The organism is Caballeronia sp. LZ001 (assembly GCF_031450875.1).
Taxonomy (GTDB): domain Bacteria; phylum Pseudomonadota; class Gammaproteobacteria; order Burkholderiales; family Burkholderiaceae; genus Caballeronia.
Genome location: NZ_JARTVX010000002.1, coordinates 61,335 through 84,324, shown reverse-complemented (window position 1 = coordinate 84,324; position 22,990 = coordinate 61,335). Strand labels below are relative to the sequence as shown.

Sequence of the window (22,990 nt, the reverse complement as noted above, 5' to 3'; positions counted from 1 at the left end):
GGATTATCGCGCGTTATCGAAAGCGTTGGGTCTAAGGAAGTTCGTGCGTTCGCTTATCGAAAGGGAGCGATGCAAGTGCCAGTTGGGATGAAGAATGTTTCGACCAGACGAAGGCGGCCATCAATGCAGAAGATGCCGGATGCGATTGCCCCGCAACTCGCAACGCTTGCCAAAGCCCCCCCGACTGTTGGCGAATGGTCTTACGAGATTAAGTTCGACGGCTACAGGCTGATGTGCAGGCTTGAGCGCGGACAAGCCCGGCTCATTACGCGTGGAGGCCACGATTGGGCCAGCAAGATGCCTGCGTTGGCTCGCGAGATCGAGACGCTACCGAGCGAGACAGTATGGCTCGATGGAGAAGTCGTGGTCTTGAACGACAGCGGATTGCCAGACTTCAACGCGCTTCAAAACGCCTTCGATCGCCGGAGCACATCGGATTTGACCTACTTCGCTTTCGATCTGCTCTTTATAAACGGACAGGATATGCGCGAGTCGCCGCTTCGTGAAAGGCGAGAGGCCCTCATCTCCCTGCTGGCAGATTTTCCAAGCGAAAGGATTCGTACCAGTGAATCTTTCACTGACGATCCACATTCATTGCTGGCGTCCGCATGCCGGATGCGTCTTGAAGGCATCATGGGCAAGCGCCTGGATGCTCCATATCGTTCTGGTCGCTCCACTGATTGGATCAAACTGAAATGCTTCCTGAGGCAAGAGTTCGTCGTTGGTGGCTTCACCAGACCCTCCGGTGCGCGATCAGGAATTCGGTCACTTATGATTGGCGTCCACGAGCGTGATGGGTCGCTTCGATACGCGGGTACGGTCAAGGCGGAATTGCGGACCGCACAACGGGCAGAGCTTGAACAGCGGGTCGTGGCATTCGCTACTACGGAGCCGCCGTTCTACAACCCACCGTCGCACAAGCGAGGCACGGAATTCGTGTGGCTGACGCCCGAGATTGTGGTTGAGGCGTCGTTTCTCGAATGGACACCTGGTGGAGAAGCGAGGCACGCCACATTCAAAGGCCTCCGTTACGACAAGGCGGCCTCGTCCATCACTCAAGAGGCGGCGGTTGACGTTGGCACTGTGAGCGGCCAGACGGGCGAGGGGGCGCCGCTAGGACGAGCACAAACTGGTAGCGCTCCGGTTGTTGTTGGCGTCAAGATTTCCAATCCCGATCGGGTAATCGACAAACAATCGGGAATCCGAAAGATTGAACTGGTACGCTACTACGACGAGATTTCCGAGTTTGCGCTTCCGTACCTCATGGATCGGCCGGTTTCTCTCGTGCGCGCACCCGAGGGGATACAGGGGGAGTTGTTCTTCCAAAAGCACGAGGAGCGATCCGCGATACCAGGCATCACGCGGTTGCCTTCAGACTTCTTTCCGGGACATCAACCCTTGTTGGTAATTGACACCAGAGAAGCGCTCGTTGCCGTCGCGCAGATGAACGCGGTGGAATTGCACAGTTGGAACGCGAGTCAGCCCGACTTGGAACACCCCGATAGATTCGTGCTGGACCTAGATCCAGACCCCTCGCTTCCCTGGCAAATGATGACGGATGCGGCGACCCTCGCGAAGGTTTTGCTTGACGAGATTGGGCTGAAAAGCTTCATCAAGACTAGCGGAGGGAAGGGCTATCACATCGTCGTGCCGGTCACCCGCAGGCAAGACTGGGAAGACATCAAAACCTTCTCTCAATCGATTGCGCGTTACATGGCGCGGCTCATGCCGGAGCGATTCTCGGCGGTGCTCGGTCCGAAAAATCGCGTCGGGAAAATATTCATTGACTACCTCCGGAACAGCAAAGGCGCGAGCACTGCCGCAATATATTCTGCTCGTGCAAGGCCTGGTATGGGCGTCTCGATGCCAATCGCCTGGGAGGAGTTAAACGACGTGGCATCAGCCGATCAATGGACAATTGCGAATGCGGTGCAACGTATGCGGTCGTTGGGCGCTGATCCTTGGGCCGGATATCACAGAACGCGGCAGGGCCTGACGGCTGCAATGCGCCGCGCTGTCGACATGAAGTAAGTCGGCGGTGGAGCAGCGATTCATTATTAGCTTTTTTTGGTCGACCTGTGCTTGCTCAATTCGGTACTAACTGCTCTACGCGCTGCCGCCCGCTCTCGGGCGAATCGCGAGTGCCTGTTCCAGTGGAAGACAGTGCCGCGCTGCGTGTTGACAACCGGCTCCTGTACGGTCTTCGTCTGAAGAAATTCGACTGCGGACTGGACATTGTCAATGGTGGCGACTTGTTCTGCCAAGTCAGCACGGACGTTGCCGCAGACAACTAGTATCCCCTTGCCACAAAAATGGCGCCGTAAGCTTTCTAATCCCAATTTGAGTGTGAAAGCGAACGTCGCATAGGCCTCAGGTGGCTCGAGTAGGTCTTCTTCCGCAGTCACCATGTCGACGGTAGACTCGTCGTCAGCCATATCAGTCCACAGGTTAGTCATCTCAAGGCATTCTGTGTCGAGTAGAGCGGGGGCGCGATCAAAACCGTTGCTCACCTTCGTAACAGAACGCTCAAGCGGATCTATCAGATAGGAAACAAACATTGCCGCCTCTCGAGTACACGTTAGGTCGTGCTTCATCGATTGTAGGTTCGCAAGTCGTGTTCCGCATGCACCGGATGCTCGCCACGCGCCGGTGCGTCACTTCTGCAAATTGCGATAACGGTTGAAGTGCCGGATTGCTTTTGTTGCCTCACCCAGTTCTTCGTGTATCCGAGCGGCGTTAAAATGCGCGTCGGCGAAGTTCGGCGAGCGGCGGATGCATTCCTGATACGAATCCAATGCGTCCCGAAGTTGCCCAGAGTCCTCGAGCGCCACCCCGATATTGAAGTGCAGTGTTGCGTCGTCGGGCTGATATCTTAATGCGGCCTTATACACCGTGATGGCGTCATTGAATCGCTCCGTTTCTACGAGAATGCACCCAAGATTCAAAGACGCGTTGATGTAGTCGGGCGCCAGAAGTAGTGCTTCCCTGTACATCGTTTCTGCGGCTTCAGGATTTTCTCCCTCGAGATCCCGCGCCTCATAGAAGAGATCCTCAGCCGACGATCGCGTCTTTTCCAAGCGCGGACGTTCCAGTGACGCGACGTTCCCGCATGCTGGCTTTGGTTCGAAATCCAGCAGCAACTGGCCAGACTCTGCGTCCCATTGCCGACTGGTGTCGTCGCGCACGGCGACGCGATCGCCGACGGCAGCGATCCGGACGCTAGTCAGCGAGCCGTCTCGAGACCAGCTTTTTTGGAGGTGATCAAGTGCGCGGACGATTTTCATCGGCGAGACGCCTGCGACGCGCAAAGCATGCGCGGTCCGCAGAATCACGACATCTCGGAAGCTAAACCGGCGTTCGCGGCGTTCGCCAGCGCTCGGCGTTACGAAACCGGCAGCAATGAGCCGTTCGACGACGCTTCGCGAGACGCTAAGCATTCGTTGGACTTCCCGCAGGCTGTAGCCGGCGTCGCGCATGCTCACTTCTTCGTGCCAGTCTTCCGGGCCGGTGCTGGCTGCTCATCGGCTGGCGCCCGGCGCACTGCACGACGTTGAGTTGCAGCAGGCGGTTCGCCGGCAACTTGTCCCGTCTTCGCAGTTTTCCCTACGGCGGCGCGTGGCGCGGTTCGTCCGTCGGCTGGGGGCTTTTTCTTCAGGCTGGCACGTAGGGCCTCGACCAGATCGATGACCTGTGCGCTCGCCTGTTCGACTGAAGGGGCAGCGGTGATTTTGTTGCCTGCTATCTTTTTATCGATCTCGGCGAGAATCCGCTCTTTTTCCTCGTCCTTGTACGCAGAAGCATCGTAACTGTCGACCCGGTACTGATCGATTAGCTGCTCGGCAAGCTGGAGCTCAGCCTGTTGCACGTCGCCCAGTCGGATGCCGATTTCTGCCTGCGATCGCACTTCGTCAGCATAGAGCAGAGTTTGCAGGATGATGCCGTCTTGCCCGGCCCGGATCTGGACCATGTGCTGTTTTCCTTTCCATACCCACTTCGCAATCGCACATGTATCGCTATCCTTCATTGCCTGATAGAGCAACTGATAGGGCTTGTCTCCGCGTTTGTCGGGGCCAAGGAAGTAGGCTTTGTCGAGGTAGATCGGGTCTACAGCACCAGTCGGCACGAACGACACGATGTCGATGGTATGGCTAGCACTGACCTCAAGTGCTTCCAGTTCGGACTTGTCAAAGAGGACATATCGCTCCTTCTCGAATTCATACCCTTTGACCATGTCGGCTCGCTCGACCACCTTCGCGTCATGCGGGCAGACGTACTGTTGCTTCAGTCTTGTGCCACATTCTTTATGCATGAGATTGAACCCGATGCCGGACTTCGACTCGGTGGCTGTGAAGACTTTGATCGGCACTGAAACAAGTCCGAAGGAAAGTGTCATAGAAGCGATCGATCGGGCAGCCATGTTGCTACTCCTCAGAAGTCCGCTTGGGAACTGTACTCCAACGTCTCGACGCATGCGCCAGCTTCGGCGATTAAGCAGGAAAGATGCCCGTCCGACCGCGCAGGAAATGGGGCACGTTGCGAAGGTGAGGAGGATTTATGAAGACGAATTCCATATTCGAGGACGAAGGGCGTGATGGCCAGCTCGCTAGGGCGCTAAATGCAGCACTGCACGCCCTAGCCGTTCACGATCGAATGCGGGCCATTAGCGAAGGCGAGGAGATTCATCTGGACTTCCGCGGAGAGATCGAAGTGATTCGGGCCGCCCTTGAGCTTTTAGGCGTGACCCGAGAAGAGGTGTTGCCGTTCCCCGGCCCGCCTCCCGAGCCCGACTGATCCACACTTTGATAATATTGGCCCGGGATAGCACCGTTAAGCCTCCGGCTATCTAGACAACTGTTTACCTTAGAAATTGTAAGGCGCTCCTTGCACCGCCTCACGAATTATGTGTTGAAGAAATAAAGTCTGACCTCTGGGTGCGTGCGAATGACAAAGCCTGACGACCTGACGCCTTCACAACAGTGGGCGCTACGCGATTGCGCGAATTACCCTCCGGGCAAATATGTCTGGAAGCGCGTGACAATGCGCAAACTCAGCGCGCTCGGTCTGACTCTCGAGCTGGACGGCGGCGCCTATGCTCTAACCATGGCAGGCGAACAGCTCGTCGAGGAGTTGCGCGGGGCACGACGGCAACGATAGGGCACCGGGAAGCGGACCATGAGATTGAAGACTCAAAGGCTGCGGCTGATGGCCGAGATGGAAGAAGCGGTGCGACGAGGCGAGGTGCTGGTGCGGCCGACATGCGGACCTGTCTACGATGTCACTCTGACGAAGAGCGGCGCCGTCCAATGGAGTGTCGAAGGCAAGCGATGCAGCCGTGAGGATGCGTACCGCTTCCTTGTTCGTTGCGATCACGAATGGATGGGCATGCCAATGACAGGGGCTTCGCCCGGGCCAACGGCCGATGCTAGTGGCGACCGGGCAGGAGAGGGAAATTGATGTGATGACCCCAGCTGGGGTGTGTGGCCGACTGCGACGGGTCCATAAAAGGTGGTTACATCGCCGTGACTTTCTTCACCTTGGCGTGGTGGAAAGGAACCGGCACCAGCGCGTTGTAGATCCACGGTTGCCCGGGAGCGAGTTGAAACGCTTCGGCTAGCGTATTCCCGACAAGCCGATCATTTTCATCCAGCAGATCAAACTGGATGACAGCAACCGGTATCACCTTATCCGAAGTGTTCACCGCGGTGCCAGTGAGCGAACCATACGGCGACTGGCTCGGAACAGCATGCAGATCATCGGAGAGTGCGATTGGATTGTCAGCAGCGAAAGCGGACGCGGACAAGAGAGCGGTCAATGCTGCAACGGTGGCAAAAAGGCGACGCATGGTAGACCCCATAAGTTATTCGTCAGACGATTCTAGCAACGAAACAGAAAAGCCCTTCACAATCGAGTGAAGGGCCTTGATCCGACCGCAGGACGTGTTACGAGCACGAAAGAACTGCGACACCGTTCACGGTCCCCGTGGTCGGCGCCTGAATGCCGTACGAGAGCATCAGATACGGTTTGGCCGGGTCAGCGCCAACGAAGTAGTTCACGATCGTCGATTTGCTGAGGCGGCTCATCACGCCAGCATTCGTGAACACGCCCGTCGTTCCAAACGTGACATGCGAGTCGGAGCCGATCGAGTAAGTGAGCGTCAGATCCATCGTCTGGCCAGTCGGGCTACCCGAAGCGTCCTGGGTGATTTTTGCTGTCGCCGCTTCGAGCGTGCCGATGTCAGTGTTGCCATTGGCAGAAGTGGGCCTGGTGGCAGCGACCAGCGAGCAGTTGAGCGTAGCGTTCGCAGCCATCGTGACCTGGAGTGGACTGCCGACTGCATAGGTACGACCCTGCTTGGCGTTGTACGTCCCGCCCAGCGTGTCGCTGCCATTGGTCCAGCGGCCGATGGCGAACTGGCCGTTGCCCGCCACGTCTGCGATCGTTGCCGACGAGCTCAGCGTCGCAACGGTGGTTCCGTTGCTGATCTCGCTGTAAGCGCCCGGCTTCTCTTCCTTCAGGCCGCTCGCAGCGATTGCTGCGCCCATGAAGTAGCTGCCGCTGGCGATCGAACCGTCCGAGGTCCAGCTCGGCGCCGACAGGATGACGCGAACCTTGCCATCGACCGCGGTGACCGACTGCGCGGAGCCTTGAACCGTGATACCTGCGGGCGGTGTGGCCGCAGGCGTGGAAGCTGCCGCGGCCGTTGCCGCGTTGCTGGAGCCACCACCGCCACAGGCGGACAGGGCAACGGAACCCAACACCAACACGGCTGCAAAAATTGCGTGCTTACGATACGAATTGACCTTCATCTACCCCTCGCTGGTTGTTCGTTTATTTCAGTTTGATACGGCGATCGAATCGTAACACGTGGTAATACATGGGAAGTATCTTAATTGTGTTTTCGCAACGCGCAAAGCGCTTAGATTTGACAAATGCAAACTGATAGATTGTGCATACGTGTTATATTGCGTAGCGCGGCGGTGTGTTTCCGGAGGGGTGCATATGCGTATTGGGAATAACGGAGTTACCGTCCCGACTGACAGTGCGGTGACGAGTTCTCTGGACGTGCTTCTCGAGTCAGTGTTCTGGCCGAAATCTCTATCGATCGGCGCCGCGTATTCGCGAGTCCACGACGATTGCGATGGCCAGCGAGGTGCGGAGCACGAGTTGACGGTCGTCATCGGCCGGGACGGCGATCTGCATGTTCTACAATGTGGCGAGATTTCGCTGCGTTTTAGGGAGCCTTTCGGAGGCGGCGCGAGTCCACGCGTGCGTAATGCACTGCTTGTGCTTGCGGAGGCGATACGCCGGGATAATGCCGCCGACGCCTCGCACACACGGTCCGGATAGCTCAACAGGGTGCGCGCATCCTTTGACCCTCTCTTTTTTCACTCGCACATGCAAAACAAGTCCTTCTTCTCCTCATGGACCTACATCGTCCTGGCGCTCGTCGTGTATTACGGCGTCTTTCGGATCGTCTTTTCGTTTCAAAGTATCGACCCGGCGACGGTAGTGCTTCAGGGCGAGCTATGCGCCGTGGCTCAAGAGAAACCGGATGCGCAAGGTTATTGCACCGCGACTGGCCGCCTGACATCTTCTCTGACCGGTGATCGCTTTTTCTCCCCGAGAGACCAACTGGGCGTACAAATCCCGTTGGGCAAGGAACTGGGCTTCTCCTATCAGCGGGGCGCTGAGCATTTTCCCGGAGGCAGTTTGGGGATGTTGATCGCTCTGATCCTGCCTTGGGTGCTGCTCTTCGCGCCGACAGGGGTGGCTTTAGTGAGGCAGGCGAGCAGTCTGATCGACCGCTACCATCGGCTATTTGGCAAGCGCTGACCGAATCACCTCCACCTCGTCACAGATTCATTGAGTCGATGAGGTGGTTGAATTAACGTCGTCAGAGCGGATAAAATTATAGGTACGTGTTAAGTATCGAAATGGATCATGTAAAATCCTTCCCCGTGAGACATGATGAGAGAAACGATTGCAACCGATGATGTTCTGGACAGCCTTCGTGCCGAACTGATGATGCTTCGCGAGGCACTTGGCGTTGCAGCAGAGCCCGCTTCCACGCTGAAGGAACGCACGCTCGTGGCAGCGAGGGATGCGCGCGAAACTTTGGGGCGACTCGTGCTAGGCGATCTCCGTGCTACGGTCGCCGCAGCATATCGGGTGCAGGGTGACACGGTGGCGCCGGCTGGCTTTGTGAGCGTTCAGGATGGGCTCCCACCCTATGACCAGGCGCTTCGGGTTCTCGCTTTCACACAAGGCGTCGACTTCGCAGGGGAACAGTTCTTCGACATCAAAGCGGACGATCTCTACCCGTCAGAAGATCCGGACAGTGTCGCAGCAGCCCGAACGGAAGTGGCGCAGCACGTCACACATTGGCGGCTCCACAGCTATCCGGCTTCGACCGTAGCCGATGGTGTCTGCGAAGCCCCTATCGTCATGGCTACCCGTCTTGCTCTCGAGCGAGCAGCTGAGCTTTGCGACTCCAAAGCGGCGGAATTTCGTGCTCGCGACTTCCATGGCGACTACCTGGGCGCGATCGCGTGCCGCAATGCTCTCCAGAGGGTGATCGCGGAGATGCCGCACGTCCCCGAGGTCCCTCAGGCCGAAGCAGATCCATCGGTTCTCACCGACGAGGAGAGGATGGATGTCCTCCAGTCGATCATCAAGTACCAGCCGGGATTTACGGCAGACGTTACCGTGCACGAGCAGTTCGAGACGGCGCTGATCGATTGCAAGGGCGACCTGCGGCGTGCCGCTGATCGTATCGCAGGCATGGAGGGCCAAAACCATGGCTGAGAAGTACACAGTGCGCCTGCAACGACGGAACAGTCAGGCCAAAGCTACGTTCGAACACCTGGTTCAGCGAGACGATGCGAGCGCGATTGTCTACGCGAAACACTGGCTGGCGGACCCGCATGGGTGGGACACGGTCGAGGTGTTCAATGAGACCTCTGGCCGGATGATTGCGACTCTCACCGATGTCGGCGCCGCAGCAGAGGGCGCCTCGAGCGTGACCAGAATCGGCGAGTGGAGCGTCAGTCGGTATGGTGGCGGCTGGTGTATTGCTGAGCCGGACGGACGGGTGCACATAGCTCACGACAGCCCATCAAGCGATGAGACCGAACGCACGTTGGCGCGGCTGTGTACGCTCATCGCTGGCGACGCCGCAACGTCTGATGCCGACCCGTACAGCGATATGAGGCTGTGCCTGATCATCAAGGAGGCACGCCGGGCGGGCAGTTACAAGGAAGCGTTCGCCCGGGTGAGGCGCGACATCATTCCCAAACTGGTGGATCGGCCCGTCGATGCGGAGAAAGGGGAGCATTGAGCGTGCTTTATAGTCGATTCTCTCGCCGAGAGAACGGACGCGACGACCGCAACGCGGACTTTCGCGCGTCCACTGATGCGGACCGCATGTTTGCCACGGCCGAGGAGCTGCTCTCCCGGCTCGCTTTCGCGGCCGGAGTGCTGATCGCGTTGAGCGTGGTCGTTGTGGCCGCGCGTCATTGGCTGGCGCTTGACCCAGCGATGCGCGCCCGCGAACTGGTCGAGTTGGCGCCGGTCGTTGCTGTTGTGATGCTGCTCGCATTTGGGGCCTATCGTGTGTTGCGCAAATCCGACAATCCATCCTGAAAGCGGACGGAATTGCGCGTCGGCTTGCACCAGCCGTCGAAATGGATATGCTGGCGGGAAAGTCGTTGTTAATCACCTAGTTAGGGGGGAAGTTATGTTGATCTTCACGCGTCGTCGCCAGATCCCGTGGGAAGTAGCAGTGCTTGAGGCGATCTTTATCGTTGGCGCCGTCAGCGTCCTGTTTGCCTCAGGACTCGCGGTGACACGTTTCTGGCAAGCTGACCTCTGGTCAGGTGCCTGGGTTCTCAATGCGGTCATGATTGTGTTCGCCCCGATCATGGCGGCCTGGATCTACTTCGGCGGTGTCGACCGCGACCGTTTTGTGCCTTCGCTGATTCTTGGCTCATGGGCCGTCGGTGTCTCGCTTGCGATCGTCGTTCACTATGCCGCGATGGCTTTCTATGCATGGCAAGACGCACATCCTTACCTGTTTTCTTGAGCACTGACCGGGCCGCGCCGATGCAAGTCGCATCTTTTCTAATTGAAATACAGATAAAGTACGCGCACGTGTTATACTGAACTCCTCTCAGGTTCTGGCGCGGCCCTCGGAATACCGCCAGGACATTTATGCCGACACATTCTCGTGTGTCGGCTTTTTTTTGCCTTTTTTCCTGCTCCCTGTATCGCATTACTACGGGCATAGAGAACAACGGCGTCGTGCCGTTACCATCCACAACCTTCGCGGGCACTTCCGAGCCCGCAAGGGCCCGAGTCCGCGAGGCTTCGATCAAGGAGCAGAAAATGCAGCATACGCAACAGCAAATCGTTCTCCCGTTGTTAAACGCAATGGACGACAACGGTGGTCGATCGCGTACGGCTGACTTGTACGATGCCGTCGCAACCAAGTGCGGAATCTCCGAGGAGGCCCGGGAAGCAACCGTCCGTGTAGGTCGCCAGAATGTGAACGTCTACAAACGCTCAGTTCGGTGGGCACAGCAGCGCGCCCGACTTCAAAACCTGATTACGCCCATTGGAACCGGGGAATGGGAACTCACTGGGAAAGGGAAGGATGCACTTCGTCGAGCGGCGCCCGGCATTGTGATCACCATCTTTTGCACTGACATGGGCACTGCGCTTTTTGGGAATTCGGAGGAAGCGATAGGGTATCTGGACGATGGCTCCATCCAGTCGATCATCTGTTCCCCTCCATACCCACTTCTTCGTGAGAAGCAATACGGCAACAAGCACGTCAACGAGTATCTGGATTGGTTGCTTCGTATAGCGGAGCAGTGGCCGAAAAAGCTGACTGCGGATGGGTCGGTGGTGATCAACCTGGGTGACGTATGGACCGCAGGTGAGCCGTACATGTCGCTGTATCAGGAGCGTCTTCTGATCCGCCTCGAAGACGAGCTTGGCTGGAAGCTTTGCCAGCGGTACGCCTGGCACAATCCGGCAAAGATGCCAGCACCAGCGGAATGGGTCACGATTCGACGCGTGCGCGTAAAGCCATCGCTAGAACAGATCTACTGGCTTGCGCCCAACGGGGAACCGTACGCGGACAACCGGAACGTGCTGGTGCCATACAGCGAGGCCATGCGATCGCGAATTGCGGCCGGTGGGGAAACGGGTGGTACACGTCCGAGTGGTCATCATTTGGCCGCAGGAGCATTTGATGTCGACAATGGCGGTGCGATACCTACCTCGCTCCTGGTCGCGTCGAACACTTCCTCAAATAGTGACTACATCCGCAAGTGTCGTGAGCAGGGGCTCCCGGTTCACCCGGCGCGGTTCCCAGCCGATCTGCCGAGGCATTTTGTGGCACTCACTACGAGGGAGGGAGATACGGTTCTTGATCCCTTTGGTGGCTCACTGGAAACGGGCGCCGTTGCAGAAGAGATGGGACGACACTGGATCGGCATTGATTGCACTCTGGAGTACCTCTATGGCGGCGCCAATCGCTTCCCGAACGCGCGTATGACCCGAAGCAGCATCGACAGCTATCGGCCGGCAGGGGACTTGTTCTCCGCCTGAACGCTGTCTTTAACTACGGACGGACGCAGCGATGCATCTCGTCGACAGGCCCACGTTTCTTCTCGAAACGTTGGGCCTTTTTTTCGGCACGCTGTCTCGGATACACTCGCATCTTCATCTACTTTGGCTTTCTCAATCATGCGTCGTGTTGCTGTTCGTCGCTCGCCCATCCACGGCAAGGGCGTTTTTGCCTTGCGCCAGATAACCGCGGGCGAGCGGATTCTGGAATACAAGGGGATCGTTACAACGTGGAAATCAGCGATTCGCCGGCACGAACGTGAGGGCGTGGAAGGGCATACATTCCTGTTCGGTCTGTCGGACGGGCGCGTGATCGATGGCGGACAGGAGGGCAACAGTGCACGTTGGGTCAATCACGCATGCGCAGCTAACTGCGAGGCGATCGAGGAGTCGGGGCGCGTCTACTTTCATGCGACGAAGGATTTGGAGCCGGGAATGGAGTTGCTGATTGACTATGCGCTCGAACTCGACGTGCCGGTGACTGACGAGATCGCGCGAGGCTATATCTGCCGCTGTGGCTCTCTGAGTTGCCGAGGCACGATGCTTGGCATTTAGTTTGTGAAGTTTTTTTGCGGGCCACGATCCCCGTGGCTAGCGTGTGTTCGGGCGCCTGTGTGGCGCCCTTTTTTTACGCTCCCCATTGCTCGCTCTACGATCCAATACGTATTCCTACATGTTATGCTTCGAACGGTAATGTGAGCCGTTATCACGGCGTGAATTTGGCAACGCTATTGTGAGGTCACGCATGCCGCGCAGAAAGAGAGTGGTCAGCCCTGGCAAGAACAAGCTTGCGCACTACAAGGACAGAGTGGTTCGGGTGCTCGGTGAAGCGCGTCACGAACGTTCGATGATTGAATGGGTGGACGAAGAGGGGCGTACGCACAAAAGCGCGGTGAAGTGGGCAAACCTTCGTCCGCTATCCGGCCAACTCTTTTGAGCAATCAAGAAGTGTCACAGAACAAGAAGAGGTGCTTTGAGATGAGTGAGAAGTCGTTCGACTTGACGCGGTTTGGCGAGCAGATCGTCGCAGCGTCGAATCTGCCTGCGACGCGAAATGGGATGACGGTCAGTCTCGAAGGTATGTTGCGCAATGCTGCGATCGCTCTTCGAGCAATGGCCGAAGCTCCCGACGGTGCCACAGAAGAACAACTCGAAGAGCACGAAGAGCGGTGCTTCAACATTCAACCTCAAGCCCACGCCTTCGCGCTTGAAGAGTTGCTCGGCCACCTAGGACAGTTGAGAGCGGCCGTCGAGTCTGGCGATACGAAGGCTGTCCGGGATTTCCTGGACATATATGCTTCTGCGTAGTCTTTAATGGTTGCGAAACTGCTGGTGGTAGTCTCGTAGCGCCTTGGAAATGAATGGGTCGGCTTCCGTGGGGTCGATACCCTGCATGATTCCATTGGCTGTGATGGTGAGGTTTTGCAGCAAAGTCTCAGCGTCCTCTTCTTCCAGATCAAGTTCGAACATCCTGTCCGCAGCCCGCTTTATCGCCTCGACGAGAACCGCTTCGACCGCCTCGTTATCGATTTTGACCATCAGCGATCCCGCTTCTTTGCGCTGGATCTGTGGCTTCGGAATAAGACAACAGACCCAGGTCAACGTCAGCGTGGGATGCAATAGCGCTATCCACCACGGCACCTTTGTAGTCAGATCGCGGATGAACGCCCGCACCTCGTCGATCTGGTAGAGCTCGCGAGGGTCGGCATCGTAACCGCCGATTCCCACGAGCAGCTTGCCGGCGTTGGCCGACAGGTGGGTTCCACCTTCACCAATCATTGTGAACTTTGCTGCCAATCGGTCGGCGGCGCCCGAGAGAACGATCTCGTTCGGCACGTCACAGACGAGCAGCCGCCCCTGAATGGGGTCTTGGATCAGCATCAACTGGATTGCGTCATCGATCATCGAGTGTTCCTCATTCCGGCGTCCCGCCGGCGTCAATCTCGTCGAATTTCTGGCGCAGCAGCGCCTCCTGTTCAGCAAACCGTTCGGCGCTTTTCTTCTTCAGCTTCTCGAGGTTCTGGATCTTCCACTTGATCGCGGGGAGCTCGTTCAAATGTCCATACGGCATCAGTTCCCAGTTCGGCTCCAATCTGACAAGTGACAGAAGGAACTCGCGATGTTTAGCGGTCAGTGCAGCGGGTAGCTCGCGATGAAGCTGATCCTGTGTTGCCTCCAGCGTCTTCACGTCAACCGCTTCGATGGTCAGGCCGACAAATTCCTTTTCGTGCGCGTCCGCCATCGGGTGCTTCGGAGCGAACAGGACTTCGTGAATAGGTCTGTTATGGCCTGCGAGGTAGCAGACGAACGCATCGAGAATATCGCTGCGCAGTCCAAGCGACGGCGCGGAATACATATGGAGCACGTCGTACAGATCGCGCGGGTGCTGCCGGTCGAGTGCTGCAACCAGCTTGCTGCCGTAAAGCTCTGCTTCGTGCAGGGTTGGCACGGTAATGCTGGTGTTGAACATCTCTTCTGCCGCCTTCACAAGCGGACGGCTTACGGGTTCGAGCAAGGTGCCCCTGAACACGTAGTTCACCTCGACCTTGACAGACGTTTGTCCGGAGATGACGGTCAGTTTCACCTCGTCGCCTTTTGCCTTGCCGGAGGCGGTTGCTGCGGAGACAGCGTGCCCCTCCGCTTCGATCTGCGCACGGGCGCGGTCCAGTTCGTTGCTGATCGCAGCGATTGCATCGTCGCGGGCCAGTTGTCGGTCAACCATAACCACGTCGATATCGACCGAGAGTCGAGGCATGGCCTGCACGAAAAGATTCAACGCCGTCCCGCCCTTCATGGCAAACAGGGGCGTATCGAAGATGATGGGTGCGATGCCCAGCATCAGCCGGACGGTATCAAGGTAAATGTCGTTCATTGCGGTTTCAGTGTCAGTCGTTTTCCATCTTTGGTTTTATGCGTCCACCGCTTCCCGTGACCGAGACGATCGACGTGCTTCTGAAGATCCTGCGCCCACGAAAATCCTGCCTCGGCACCGAGGTCTCGGACAAGCCTGACGACTTTGACCCTTGTGCAGTGGCTCAAGAACTTGTCGAGCACTTGCGGCCGGATATTTCGCAGGCCGACCATGAGGTTTCTGGCCTCTTCCAGGGTTTGACCTTTCCCGACATCGCTGGCGAGCTCAAGTAGTGCTCGCTCCGGGATCGACACCAGCACGGCCGGGTCGCCCGATGGCAGTGGTTTCAGACCTTCGCCGTAGAGAAAGTCGTCGTCGTACAAGGTGGTGGTCTGGTATGAGTAGAGCAGGTGTTCGCCTACCCAATCGGGGAAGGCATAAGGCTTCTGTCCCCACAGAACAACGCGCTCCCGGAACGCAATGTTATGGCGCACGCCTTGCCACGAGAGAGCGGTCTTCCCTGCGACGTGCATTCCTGGCACCCGCCGGCTTAGGAACGCGATGGTGCCGTCTCGGCTGGGGACATCACCTGTCATGAGATATGCACCCCTTGAGAGGTGCTGAAGCCAGCCCGATTTGACGAGGTCGTGCGCGAGCGCCGCGCTGATGCCCATGTCCCGTAGCATTTCGGAATCCAGTGGGCGCCCGCGTTGGGTCTCTTGCAACAGTCGCTGGATGCTCGTTCGGTTGCTCATTTTCGACGCATAGTTTATTCGTAGAAATTTCCTGTCAAACTTGATTATCTACCAATATTTTATGCGTGTGCAAGCACTGGATTTGGTACGACCCTACTATTGATTTAGGGCTAATGCATAGTTTGCTTGCAATAAATCAAGTATAGGACCTATTTGTATCGATGAGAATACGCATTTTGGCCTTTGGTATCGGGGCGGCATGCTCGTTTCATCGGCGCTCGGCGGCGGGGGGGATGCCGACACTATGAAACGCCAGCATGGGCTTGCTAAAAAACGACTTGCATGTCTAAACAATCTATACGTATTATGTGTACGTGTTATGTATCGTTACCGAGATGGGGACACGCAAACGCGGACGTGTCGATCACAAGGAGGCCCTGTCCGCCGGAAGACTCGGGGTTTCACACACAACGCAAACGGGGAAAGCAATGATGAAGGTGAAGACCATCGGCAAGCTGACACTGGCAACGGGCGCAGCCATGCTGGTTTCCAGCGCACCGGCGCACGCGCAGTTCATGGGTGTGTTTCAGGCAGCAATGTCGGTCGTCAATCAGGCGACGGGCAAGCTGGGCAGCAAGATCATGGGCGCCGACAAGCCTAGTGACCTGGAAGCCGAACGCGCGAAGTTTTTCAACGCGGTCGAAACGCAGACCACCGGGATGGACAAGGCATCGAAGGCTGCATTTCAGGCGCAGTTGAATAACCAGTGGGGGTCGATGGAAAACGCGCTTCTGATGCGCAACGCGCAACTCCAGCACGAGAAATCGGCGCCGCTCATTGATCTGAAGAAGGTTGCCCAGGACGCGATGGGTGGCATGGCTGTCCAGATGAACATCAGCTCGATCACCGGCGGCGCGGGCGGCATCGGCGATCTCATGCAAGGCGCGGCAATGAACGGAATCGTCTCGGGCGTAAATGGCCAGCCGCAGGGCGCAAACCAATATGCGCGTCCCGTCTATCACAACGGCACGATGGCTGATGCTGTCACGGGCGGCCTGACGAATGGCGCGGGAACGGCCGTTTCGGGTGCTGTGTCGGGCGCGGTGAAGTCCGCTGTCGACAACGTCGGTGGCGTTTTCGGCAACAGCACTTCGGGCGACTACGAGATCACCGAGGGCAACGACCCGGCAGTTTTCTTCGGCAAGGCGCCGGCCGAGCTCAGCGCGAAGGATCTCTATCGCGAAAACGGCAATCTGGGGTGGAAGCGCCTCGACGGATCGGTGGCAGGCGCGGAAGCATATGCACCCATCGCGGGCGATGAGGTCGCAAAGGCTGCCGTTTTCAACTTCGATCCTGCGACCGGGCAGCTCAAAGCGGCGTTCCGTGTTCTGAAGGCGACACAGGTCGACTTCAAAAAGGTGGTCGACGCGGTTTCGAAGAAATATCAGGCTCAGCCCCGATTCGCAAGCCAGGGCTCGGTCCTGCGCGCGGTGTGGGAGAACGGCATGTTCGTCGCCGCTGACTCGACGAAGGTTTCAGCAGGCTGGTCGAGTCTCGTGAACTCTACCTACCAGAAGGCGACGCCAGCCGTAGCCATGAACTGATCGCGACGCGAAGTCCGGCACGAGTCGATCGAGATTGGCCGGACTACACCGGGCTTATCTCAAAAATCGCCGCAAGATGAATGGCGAAAGACACCCACACATTGGAGGCACGGTGAGCATCGAGCGCCCTATAAACGACGTTTTAACCGAATTGAATGCCGTACGCCCGACGGTGGACCAGTACCTTCAGGCGCATGGCATGCCTGCGCACTATGCTGACATGCTCGCTTTCGCCTCGACGATCCATCGGGAAGCGGCGCCGGCAGTCAAGTCGGACACAAGGCTCAATGCAGATACTGTGACGCGCCTGAAGCTGCTTTGCCGGCTGCTCGAACTGGAGACGGCATTTCCTGAAGATGTCTACAGCGATCCCGAAGCGCTATTCGCAATTTTCGGCCGTATGCGTTCGAAGATCGAAGCCTTACCCCTCGCATCCCACGCAGCGCTCGTCACTTCGGGCTCAGCCAGCCGTATGGTGAGTGTTTTCGGTGCCTTGGTGCCCGAGTGCAACGGTTCGCACGACGCTGGTGAGATTGCAGCAGGCGCGACTGAATGTACTGGCTGCACCGGGGAATCCGAGACCGCGCAGGAAGCGGCGGAGGGCATCAGAGGGCAGGGCCTCGCTCGATCTGGCCGACGTGCTGTACCCAACGAAGTACGAGCCGCTGTCGAGCGAATGTGCAAGCCGCTGGATGAATCAGTACTGAGTGGAGCGACAGCGAAAGCCGATGGCTATTGTATGGCGCTGATCCGCGAATACGTCCTTGGCGGAGACTGTGGCGCCTCAGAAGAAATGACCCAGCCTGCGGCCGACGGTGCGGGCGCTCGCGACTTCGTAGCGAAGCACGCAGGCACGCTGGTGCGCCTTCTGGGCATCGAAGAATGGCACGACATCCAAGAGCGAGATCTGAAGGTCGAGGTTGCGCTTAATCGCATGTTCCGCGGCGCACCGATCGAAAGCGATCCCAAGTACGTGATCCGTATGGCCGCAATCAGCTCGGCGGCCTGCGGCTACTGGACAACGTCCGATTCGATCAGGCCGGAGCACGATTCGCTCACGCTTCAGGACGTGGCGTCGCTTTACAGGAAATACACACGCCAGTTGGGTATAGGTAAGGATCTACGAAGCGAAATCGAGTCGCTGAAGCAAGCTGCGCCACGACATGCGCCGGGCCAGCATCTTACCGACGAGCAACGTCAAGCCGTCCAGGTAGCGATCCGGATGATGACGGACGTTGGCTCTGCCGCCAAAACTGTTGCTGACCTGAACTCACTTCTGAGCGAATCAGAGAGTGGAAAATGACCAAATACTCGATCCCTATCCTCCTGACTACGTTTGGCATGGCTTTTACGGCAGGCGCAGCCGCACAATCGAACTGCGCTATACAAGACCCCATTTCGGGAAAATGCCTTGCGACGGGCGGAGCGGTGGCAGGTGCCGTCCAGAATCATCCGGCGGCGCGGGTCACGAGCAGCGGTCGGAACGTCGGCGACTTGCCAATAACCGGTCCGTATGGGCAGGTGAGTGCTCCATCGGGCCAGCCCGGATCACTTGGTGGCGTCTCCGAGAGAAGTGCGTACTACGAATGCGCGGTGTATGACAACGAACGGCAGCGCTGTACGGTAAAGGCCTCGTCTGCCGAAGAGCGTGAGCGGGCTCTCCAGGCTGGCATAGAAGCAGGGCTTAACGGAGCGCGAGTTATGCACGAGGTACAAGTGCGTGCTGGCCTAATTCAACCGAGTGCAGCGGCTACAATGCCCTCCGACCTCGCGGACGGACTGCCATCTGCGCGTCCGTCGCCGGTCGCCATACAGGGGAGCGCAGAGATGTCATGCATTCCAGCATCTGTGAAGCGCAAAGCCAAAACCCTTGGTCGTTCGCTAACGGCGGGGGAAATCAAGAATATCGTCGAGTCTTGTCAAAAATGAAAAAAATACTCCTTCTGGCTACCATGCAAGCGTTCATGCTGTTCTGCCCGGTCGCTCACGGGGAAGAAAGCATATTTTGTCCGAAAGACCTGCCTGACGGCCTGCGAAAGCAGAGTTGCGATTGGTACGACAAGCGCAAAGCCGAGAAAGAGTTGGGCGAAAAGATTCTGGAGCGCTCCAACGCGGAGTTCAAGTCGGATCTCGCAAAGACGGGCGCCAAGATATTTGTCGGCGCAGTCACTGCCGCCGCTGCTTCTCAGGTGATACAGGCCAGCACGGGAGGCGATTTAAACATGAGCGAAGACTGTGTTAGTCCGGCGATGATGGTTGTCGACGATCTCATGGGCAAGAGGCCTGAGACGGACAATCTGATCAACGTAGCATTCACAGGTATTGTTGCGTTCCTGGCGGCGCGGCAGGCGGAAGCCTTCGCGGCCTGTAATGGGTACACGGGCCTTTACAACGCCAAGCTAAGACTCAACACCGACACGCCCGAAGAGCTTAAGGAGCTTCGAATGGAGATGATCGGCGCGTGCTTTAAAACCGAGAAAGACCTTCGGAAGGTCCAGCGTTTCACGGATTTTGCAACCACACTGGTTGCCAAGAACATTGCTGCGTGCGCTTCGAACTGAATTTGCGACGCCGCGGCCGGCTACTAGTCGAAGTATAGAAAGAACGGCACGACAACAGGCCACTTACCCTTGGTAGGTGGCCTTTTTTTTGTGCGCCGAGCATGCGCAACAGCTTGGGGGTGCAAGTCCCCTGTCCAGCCTGATGGGGCGAAGGACTAGTGAAACGCAAGGGCGTCGTCGTGAGGCGGGGTCTGAAGGAAGCGTGTAGCAAAGCCATGACCTGACGAACAGAAACCAGATATGAGGCCTACCCGGGCGGACGAGCGAGCAAATGATCGCGAAGTCCACAACCATCAAAGCACGGGGTGGTAGATCTGGCAGGTGTGTGGTGAAGGCGGTTGAGCTTACCTCGGGAGGCCTGTGCGGTGTCCTGGAATCAGGACTGGACGCTCCGCAAGGGGCGTTGATCGCCGTGCAGGAGTCAGCAGCGGGCATAGTAGGGCGGCGACGCCCGAAGGCCCAAACGGAAAGGAGCGGCGAGTAAGCCGGAGAACTCGACATGGGAGCGCAGCAGAAAACGCAACGCGTCCTCGACAGCGGAGGCAAGGGTGAAGCCCTGAAGGCTGCTGATCGAGGGGCTGAACCTATGTCGGCGAACCCCGAGTCTGAAAGCCCGTCGGCTAGTGACCGACTGATGGAAGAAGTCTGTGAAAGGGAGAACCTGAAGCAGGCGTTGAAGCGTGTGAAAGCGAACAAGGGTGCACCGGGCGTGGACGGCATGACGGTTCAGGCGTTGCCGGCGTACCTGCGCGAGCACTGGCCGTCGATCCGGGTCGCGCTGCTGAGCGGCACGTACAGGCCGCAACCTGTCAGACGGGTCGAGATACCCAAGCCGGACGGAGGTGGCATGCGCAAACTCGGCATTCCCTCTGCGCTTGATCGATTCGTCCAGCAGGCGGTGTTGCAGGTGCTGCAAAAGCGGTGGGACCCGACGTTCTCGGATTCCAGCTATGGCTTCCGTCCGGGACGCTCGGCGCATCAGGCCGTGGCAAAGGCGCAAAGCTACATCCAGTCGGGGTATCGATGGGTTGTAGATCTGGACCTCGAGAAATTCTTCGATCGCGTGAGCCACGATATCCTGATGAGCCGGGTAGCAAAGCGTGTCGGCGACAGGCGAGTCCTGAAGCTGATCCGTTCCTTCCTGGCGGCGGGTGTGCTGGAAAACGGGCTGGTTGGCGCAACGGACGAAGGTACGCCCCAAGGCGGTCCCCTGTCGCCGTTGTTATCCAATCTGTTGCTCGACGATCTCGACCGCGAGCTTGAGCGACGCGGACTGCGATTCGTGCGGTACGCCGACGACAGTAACGTCTACGTACGCAGTGCACGCGCGGGCCAGCGGGTGATGGCGGGCCTGAAGGCCTTCCTTACCGGCAAGCTGAAGCTGAAGGTCAATGAGGCGAAGAGCGCGGTCGCACGGCCACATACGCGCAAGTTCCTTGGATTCACGTTCGCTATGCAGGCACACGCTAAACGGCGTATAGCGCCTAAGGCGTTGGCCCGCTTTAAGGAACGCATCCGGGAACTGACCAAACGCTCGTGTGGGATCAGTGTCGACCAGATGATCGGCTCGCTGAAACGATATCTGACGGGCTGGCGCGGCTACTTTGGCTTCTGTGAAACGCCTCGCGTACTGCACCAACTGGATGAATGGATTCGCCGTCGCCTTCGCTGCTTTCTCTGGAAGCAGTGGAAACGCGGTCGCACCCGATTCCGGGAACTGACGGCGCGTGGGGTGAGCCGCAACCTTGCTGCCTCGACAGCCGGGTCGTCACACAGTGCATGGCGTTTGAGTTGCAGCCCGGCACTGAGCAAGGCGTTGTCTAATCGTTACTTCCGTTCGCTGGGTCTTCCGTCGGTGGGTCCCTCGCCGATCAACTGATCCGAACCGCCGTGTACGGACCCGTACGCACGGTGGTGTGGGAGGGGTCGGGCCGTGAGGCCTGCCCCTATCCCGATCACGAATCTCGCAACGTAGGCGTTACAAAATATGCAAACTGCTTGTATGCCTAAGAATCTATCAGTATTATCGCTACACGGTATGTATTAGGGCGATACAAAATGTTTGCGTTTGGCCTGACCCGTGCCGCGTGCCTCTACCAAACCCGGAGCTATCTGACCGATAAGCCGGTTTATTTGGGTCGCCTGCATGCGGCAGGGCCGATTTTCCGACCAAGGGTGCATCTGGGAAATGGCGGGGCAGCGTGACGCGCCCCAACATTTCTGAGGCATTCAGCATGGCAAACCCGGCTCTGGCAACTACCGCGACCGATTCCCAACAAAGCAAGTCCGATCTCTCCGCGACAGCACCGAAGGGTGAGACTGTAGTTAATTTCGTCAAGTCGGAATCGCACCTTTCCGTAGTTTCCGCCAAAGCCGAGTCGAGTTGCTTCCGTGCGCCGGCAAGGATGTGCACGCAGGCTGGGCCAGAGGGTATCCGCTTTGATTTCAATGACGGTTGTCGCGTTTCTGTGCCGTCCGGAGAGTGGCGTGTGGTGGTTCGCGATTCCGAAGCAAACGTAACGCTGTTTGAAATGCCCATCTCGACTCCAGATGGGCAAACCGGTGGAGCAAGTAGCACCAAGAAGTACTTCGTGCCGTTTCAAGTTGAGGTTTGGAAGGAAAACAAAAAGGTTTTTGAGCACCATATGGATCTCAAAGGCAAGGAAGTGCTGATCGAGCTGCCCGTCGGCACGCTTGGAGACACGATGGGGTGGTTTCCTTACGCTGCGAAGTTTGAAAAGCAGCACGGCTGCAAGCTCACCGTCTCGATGGCGAAGCCGCTTATTCACCTCTTCGAGAAGATGTACCCGACGATCCGCTTGTGCACGCCGGAAGAGGTGAACGTCGACAGCTACTACGCAACCTATCGTATCGGTCTCTTCTTCAGCGACTCCGATAACAGGCACCAGCCCTCCGATTTCCGCCTCGTTGGCCTACATCGCACCGCGGGCTACATCCTTGGTGTCGATCCAACGGAGGAGCGCCCATTGCTGCACATCCCTGATGAGACGCGTCCGATTTCAGAGAAGTATGTCGTCATTGCTACGCAAGCGTCGACGCAATGCAAGTATTGGAACAGCGTGACAGGTTGGCGCGATGTGATTCAGTTTTTGAAGTCGGAAGGCTACCGGGTCATTTGCATCGATCAGAAGCCGGCGCATGGTTCGGGCGTTATATGGAACCACATTCCGCATGGTTGCGAAGACCAGACCGGCGATCGGCCACTTTCGGAGCGCGCACGCTGGATCAGGCACGCTGAATTTTTCATCGGGCTATCGAGTGGTCTGTCCTGGCTGGCGTGGGCGACGGGTGTTCCTGTCGTAATGATCAGTGGTTTCACACATCCCACGAATGAATTCTTCACGCCCTATAGGGTGATCAATTACCACACGTGCAACTCATGCTGGAACGACCCAAAGGAACTGTTCGATCACAGCGATTTCATGTGGTGTCCGCGCAAGGCAGGTACACCGCAGCAGTTCGAGTGCACCCGGCTGATCACGCCGGAGCAGGTGAAGAGAGTCATCAGGACCATTCCTTCCTTCGCTGACCGGGCGAAGGAAGTCGAAATCTCGCAGTAACGCATGTGGCCGCGCGGCGCGACCAAAAAACGGCTTCGGCAGCTTTCTTGTTGCGCCTCAAGAGCGA

General features: G+C 57.8%; 23 protein-coding genes. 15 read left to right on the top strand and 8 right to left on the bottom strand.

Annotated features, from left to right (window positions below; all coding sequences use genetic code 11):
* The first annotated feature begins 123 nt into the window (after nucleotides 1–123).
* Nucleotides 124–2,031: a DNA ligase D gene (ligD, locus tag P9292_RS02785; RefSeq protein WP_244797420.1), complete on the top strand. Its 1,908-nt coding sequence runs from the start codon at nucleotides 124–126 to the stop codon at nucleotides 2,029–2,031.
* A gap of 26 nt (nucleotides 2,032–2,057) precedes the next feature.
* On the opposite strand, the gene P9292_RS02780 is transcribed toward ligD, so the two are convergent.
* The 3 genes from P9292_RS02780 to P9292_RS02770 form a co-directional block, all read right to left on the bottom strand.
* On the bottom strand, nucleotides 2,058–2,558 hold the full coding sequence (locus tag P9292_RS02780; protein ID WP_244797421.1) for a hypothetical protein: 501 nt from the start codon (nucleotides 2,556–2,558) through the stop codon (nucleotides 2,058–2,060).
* Between the two features lie 96 nt (nucleotides 2,559–2,654).
* On the bottom strand, nucleotides 2,655–3,476 hold the full coding sequence (locus P9292_RS02775) for a tetratricopeptide repeat protein (protein ID WP_244797422.1): 822 nt from the start codon (nucleotides 3,474–3,476) through the stop codon (nucleotides 2,655–2,657).
* 2 nt (nucleotides 3,477–3,478) lie between these two features.
* Nucleotides 3,479–4,417, bottom strand: a complete 939-nt coding sequence (locus P9292_RS02770; protein WP_244797423.1) for a Ku protein — start codon at nucleotides 4,415–4,417, stop codon at nucleotides 3,479–3,481.
* Nucleotides 4,418–4,554: 137 nt separating this feature from the next.
* On the opposite strand from P9292_RS02770, the gene P9292_RS02765 reads away from it, so the two are divergent.
* Entirely contained in the window at nucleotides 4,555–4,791 is a 237-nt protein-coding gene (locus P9292_RS02765; RefSeq protein ID WP_244797424.1) for a hypothetical protein, read from the top strand.
* A gap of 718 nt (nucleotides 4,792–5,509) precedes the next feature.
* Here P9292_RS02765 and P9292_RS02760 read toward each other — a convergent pair.
* On the bottom strand, nucleotides 5,510–5,842 hold the full coding sequence (locus tag P9292_RS02760) for an FxLYD domain-containing protein (RefSeq protein WP_244797425.1): 333 nt from the start codon (nucleotides 5,840–5,842) through the stop codon (nucleotides 5,510–5,512).
* Between the two features lie 97 nt (nucleotides 5,843–5,939).
* Nucleotides 5,940–6,806, bottom strand: coding sequence for a hypothetical protein (locus tag P9292_RS02755; RefSeq protein ID WP_244797426.1), 867 nt, complete (start codon nucleotides 6,804–6,806; stop codon nucleotides 5,940–5,942).
* Between the two features lie 589 nt (nucleotides 6,807–7,395).
* On the opposite strand from P9292_RS02755, the gene P9292_RS02750 reads away from it, so the two are divergent.
* The 8 genes from P9292_RS02750 (at nucleotide 7,396) to P9292_RS02715 (ending at nucleotide 12,939) form a co-directional block, all read left to right on the top strand.
* A complete protein-coding gene (locus tag P9292_RS02750) occupies nucleotides 7,396–7,833 on the top strand; it encodes a hypothetical protein (protein WP_244797427.1) in 438 nt (145 codons plus the stop codon).
* 132 nt (nucleotides 7,834–7,965) lie between these two features.
* Nucleotides 7,966–8,805, top strand: coding sequence for a hypothetical protein (locus P9292_RS02745; RefSeq protein ID WP_244797428.1), 840 nt, complete (start codon nucleotides 7,966–7,968; stop codon nucleotides 8,803–8,805).
* Nucleotides 8,798–9,337, top strand: a complete 540-nt coding sequence (locus P9292_RS02740) for a hypothetical protein (RefSeq protein WP_244797429.1) — start codon at nucleotides 8,798–8,800, stop codon at nucleotides 9,335–9,337. The genes P9292_RS02745 and P9292_RS02740 overlap by 8 nt, the downstream gene beginning before the upstream one ends.
* A gap of 2 nt (nucleotides 9,338–9,339) precedes the next feature.
* Nucleotides 9,340–9,642, top strand: a complete 303-nt coding sequence (locus tag P9292_RS02735) for a hypothetical protein (protein WP_309958139.1) — start codon at nucleotides 9,340–9,342, stop codon at nucleotides 9,640–9,642.
* Nucleotides 9,643–9,736: 94 nt separating this feature from the next.
* Nucleotides 9,737–10,081, top strand: a complete 345-nt coding sequence (locus P9292_RS02730; protein ID WP_244797431.1) for a hypothetical protein — start codon at nucleotides 9,737–9,739, stop codon at nucleotides 10,079–10,081.
* A 302-nt stretch (nucleotides 10,082–10,383) separates the two neighbouring features.
* On the top strand, nucleotides 10,384–11,613 hold the full coding sequence (locus P9292_RS02725; protein ID WP_244797432.1) for a site-specific DNA-methyltransferase: 1,230 nt from the start codon (nucleotides 10,384–10,386) through the stop codon (nucleotides 11,611–11,613).
* Between the two features lie 138 nt (nucleotides 11,614–11,751).
* The gene (locus P9292_RS02720; protein WP_244797433.1) at nucleotides 11,752–12,186 is read left to right on the top strand and encodes an SET domain-containing protein; all 435 of its coding nucleotides are present in this window, start codon (nucleotides 11,752–11,754) and stop codon (nucleotides 12,184–12,186) included.
* 423 nt (nucleotides 12,187–12,609) lie between these two features.
* A complete protein-coding gene (locus tag P9292_RS02715) occupies nucleotides 12,610–12,939 on the top strand; it encodes a hypothetical protein (protein ID WP_244797434.1) in 330 nt (109 codons plus the stop codon).
* 3 nt (nucleotides 12,940–12,942) lie between these two features.
* Here the strand turns inward: P9292_RS02715 and P9292_RS02710 are convergent, their stop codons facing one another.
* Genes P9292_RS02710 through P9292_RS02700 form a run of 3 tightly spaced genes read right to left on the bottom strand, consistent with a single transcriptional unit; the run spans nucleotide 12,943 to nucleotide 15,237 of the window.
* Nucleotides 12,943–13,536 (bottom strand): hypothetical protein, encoded by a 594-nt coding sequence (locus P9292_RS02710; protein WP_244797435.1) that lies wholly within the window; start codon nucleotides 13,534–13,536, stop codon nucleotides 12,943–12,945.
* A 10-nt stretch (nucleotides 13,537–13,546) separates the two neighbouring features.
* The gene (locus tag P9292_RS02705; protein WP_244797436.1) at nucleotides 13,547–14,503 is read right to left on the bottom strand and encodes a nucleotidyl transferase AbiEii/AbiGii toxin family protein; all 957 of its coding nucleotides are present in this window, start codon (nucleotides 14,501–14,503) and stop codon (nucleotides 13,547–13,549) included.
* Entirely contained in the window at nucleotides 14,500–15,237 is a 738-nt protein-coding gene (locus tag P9292_RS02700) for a type IV toxin-antitoxin system AbiEi family antitoxin domain-containing protein (RefSeq protein WP_244797437.1), read from the bottom strand. Before P9292_RS02700 ends, P9292_RS02705 begins: the two co-directional genes overlap by 4 nt.
* 428 nt (nucleotides 15,238–15,665) lie before the next feature.
* Between P9292_RS02700 and P9292_RS02695 the strand changes: the two genes are divergently transcribed.
* The 5 genes from P9292_RS02695 (at nucleotide 15,666) to P9292_RS02675 (ending at nucleotide 22,923) form a co-directional block, all read left to right on the top strand.
* Nucleotides 15,666–16,781 (top strand): hypothetical protein, encoded by a 1,116-nt coding sequence (locus P9292_RS02695; protein WP_309957966.1) that lies wholly within the window; start codon nucleotides 15,666–15,668, stop codon nucleotides 16,779–16,781.
* 112 nt (nucleotides 16,782–16,893) lie between these two features.
* Entirely contained in the window at nucleotides 16,894–18,084 is a 1,191-nt protein-coding gene (locus tag P9292_RS02690) for a hypothetical protein (RefSeq protein WP_244797438.1), read from the top strand.
* Between the two features lie 529 nt (nucleotides 18,085–18,613).
* Nucleotides 18,614–19,342, top strand: coding sequence for a hypothetical protein (locus tag P9292_RS02685; RefSeq protein WP_244797439.1), 729 nt, complete (start codon nucleotides 18,614–18,616; stop codon nucleotides 19,340–19,342).
* Nucleotides 19,343–19,841: 499 nt separating this feature from the next.
* Nucleotides 19,842–21,221, top strand: coding sequence for a group II intron reverse transcriptase/maturase (gene ltrA / locus P9292_RS02680; protein ID WP_244797440.1), 1,380 nt, complete (start codon nucleotides 19,842–19,844; stop codon nucleotides 21,219–21,221).
* Between the two features lie 322 nt (nucleotides 21,222–21,543).
* Nucleotides 21,544–22,923: an autotransporter strand-loop-strand O-heptosyltransferase gene (locus P9292_RS02675; protein ID WP_244797441.1), complete on the top strand. Its 1,380-nt coding sequence runs from the start codon at nucleotides 21,544–21,546 to the stop codon at nucleotides 22,921–22,923.
* Nucleotides 22,924–22,990: the final 67 nt, after the last annotated feature.

What these genes read in the sequence shown, in the direction of transcription:
- ligD (WP_244797420.1), top strand. Translation starts at nt 124, where the DNA reads ATGCAGAAGATGCCGGATGCGATTGCCCCGCAACTCGCAACGCTTGCC.
- P9292_RS02780 (WP_244797421.1), bottom strand. Translation starts at nt 2,558, where the DNA reads ATGTTTGTTTCCTATCTGATAGATCCGCTTGAGCGTTCTGTTACGAAG.
- P9292_RS02775 (WP_244797422.1), bottom strand. Translation starts at nt 3,476, where the DNA reads ATGCGCGACGCCGGCTACAGCCTGCGGGAAGTCCAACGAATGCTTAGC.
- P9292_RS02770 (WP_244797423.1), bottom strand. Translation starts at nt 4,417, where the DNA reads ATGGCTGCCCGATCGATCGCTTCTATGACACTTTCCTTCGGACTTGTT.
- P9292_RS02765 (WP_244797424.1), top strand. Translation starts at nt 4,555, where the DNA reads ATGAAGACGAATTCCATATTCGAGGACGAAGGGCGTGATGGCCAGCTC.
- P9292_RS02760 (WP_244797425.1), bottom strand. Translation starts at nt 5,842, where the DNA reads ATGCGTCGCCTTTTTGCCACCGTTGCAGCATTGACCGCTCTCTTGTCC.
- P9292_RS02755 (WP_244797426.1), bottom strand. Translation starts at nt 6,806, where the DNA reads ATGAAGGTCAATTCGTATCGTAAGCACGCAATTTTTGCAGCCGTGTTG.
- P9292_RS02750 (WP_244797427.1), top strand. Translation starts at nt 7,396, where the DNA reads ATGCAAAACAAGTCCTTCTTCTCCTCATGGACCTACATCGTCCTGGCG.
- P9292_RS02745 (WP_244797428.1), top strand. Translation starts at nt 7,966, where the DNA reads ATGATGAGAGAAACGATTGCAACCGATGATGTTCTGGACAGCCTTCGT.
- P9292_RS02740 (WP_244797429.1), top strand. Translation starts at nt 8,798, where the DNA reads ATGGCTGAGAAGTACACAGTGCGCCTGCAACGACGGAACAGTCAGGCC.
- P9292_RS02730 (WP_244797431.1), top strand. Translation starts at nt 9,737, where the DNA reads ATGTTGATCTTCACGCGTCGTCGCCAGATCCCGTGGGAAGTAGCAGTG.
- P9292_RS02725 (WP_244797432.1), top strand. Translation starts at nt 10,384, where the DNA reads ATGCAGCATACGCAACAGCAAATCGTTCTCCCGTTGTTAAACGCAATG.
- P9292_RS02720 (WP_244797433.1), top strand. Translation starts at nt 11,752, where the DNA reads ATGCGTCGTGTTGCTGTTCGTCGCTCGCCCATCCACGGCAAGGGCGTT.
- P9292_RS02715 (WP_244797434.1), top strand. Translation starts at nt 12,610, where the DNA reads ATGAGTGAGAAGTCGTTCGACTTGACGCGGTTTGGCGAGCAGATCGTC.
- P9292_RS02710 (WP_244797435.1), bottom strand. Translation starts at nt 13,536, where the DNA reads ATGATCGATGACGCAATCCAGTTGATGCTGATCCAAGACCCCATTCAG.
- P9292_RS02705 (WP_244797436.1), bottom strand. Translation starts at nt 14,503, where the DNA reads ATGAACGACATTTACCTTGATACCGTCCGGCTGATGCTGGGCATCGCA.
- P9292_RS02700 (WP_244797437.1), bottom strand. Translation starts at nt 15,237, where the DNA reads ATGAGCAACCGAACGAGCATCCAGCGACTGTTGCAAGAGACCCAACGC.
- P9292_RS02695 (WP_309957966.1), top strand. Translation starts at nt 15,666, where the DNA reads ATGATGAAGGTGAAGACCATCGGCAAGCTGACACTGGCAACGGGCGCA.
- P9292_RS02685 (WP_244797439.1), top strand. Translation starts at nt 18,614, where the DNA reads ATGCATTCCAGCATCTGTGAAGCGCAAAGCCAAAACCCTTGGTCGTTC.
- ltrA (WP_244797440.1), top strand. Translation starts at nt 19,842, where the DNA reads ATGGGAGCGCAGCAGAAAACGCAACGCGTCCTCGACAGCGGAGGCAAG.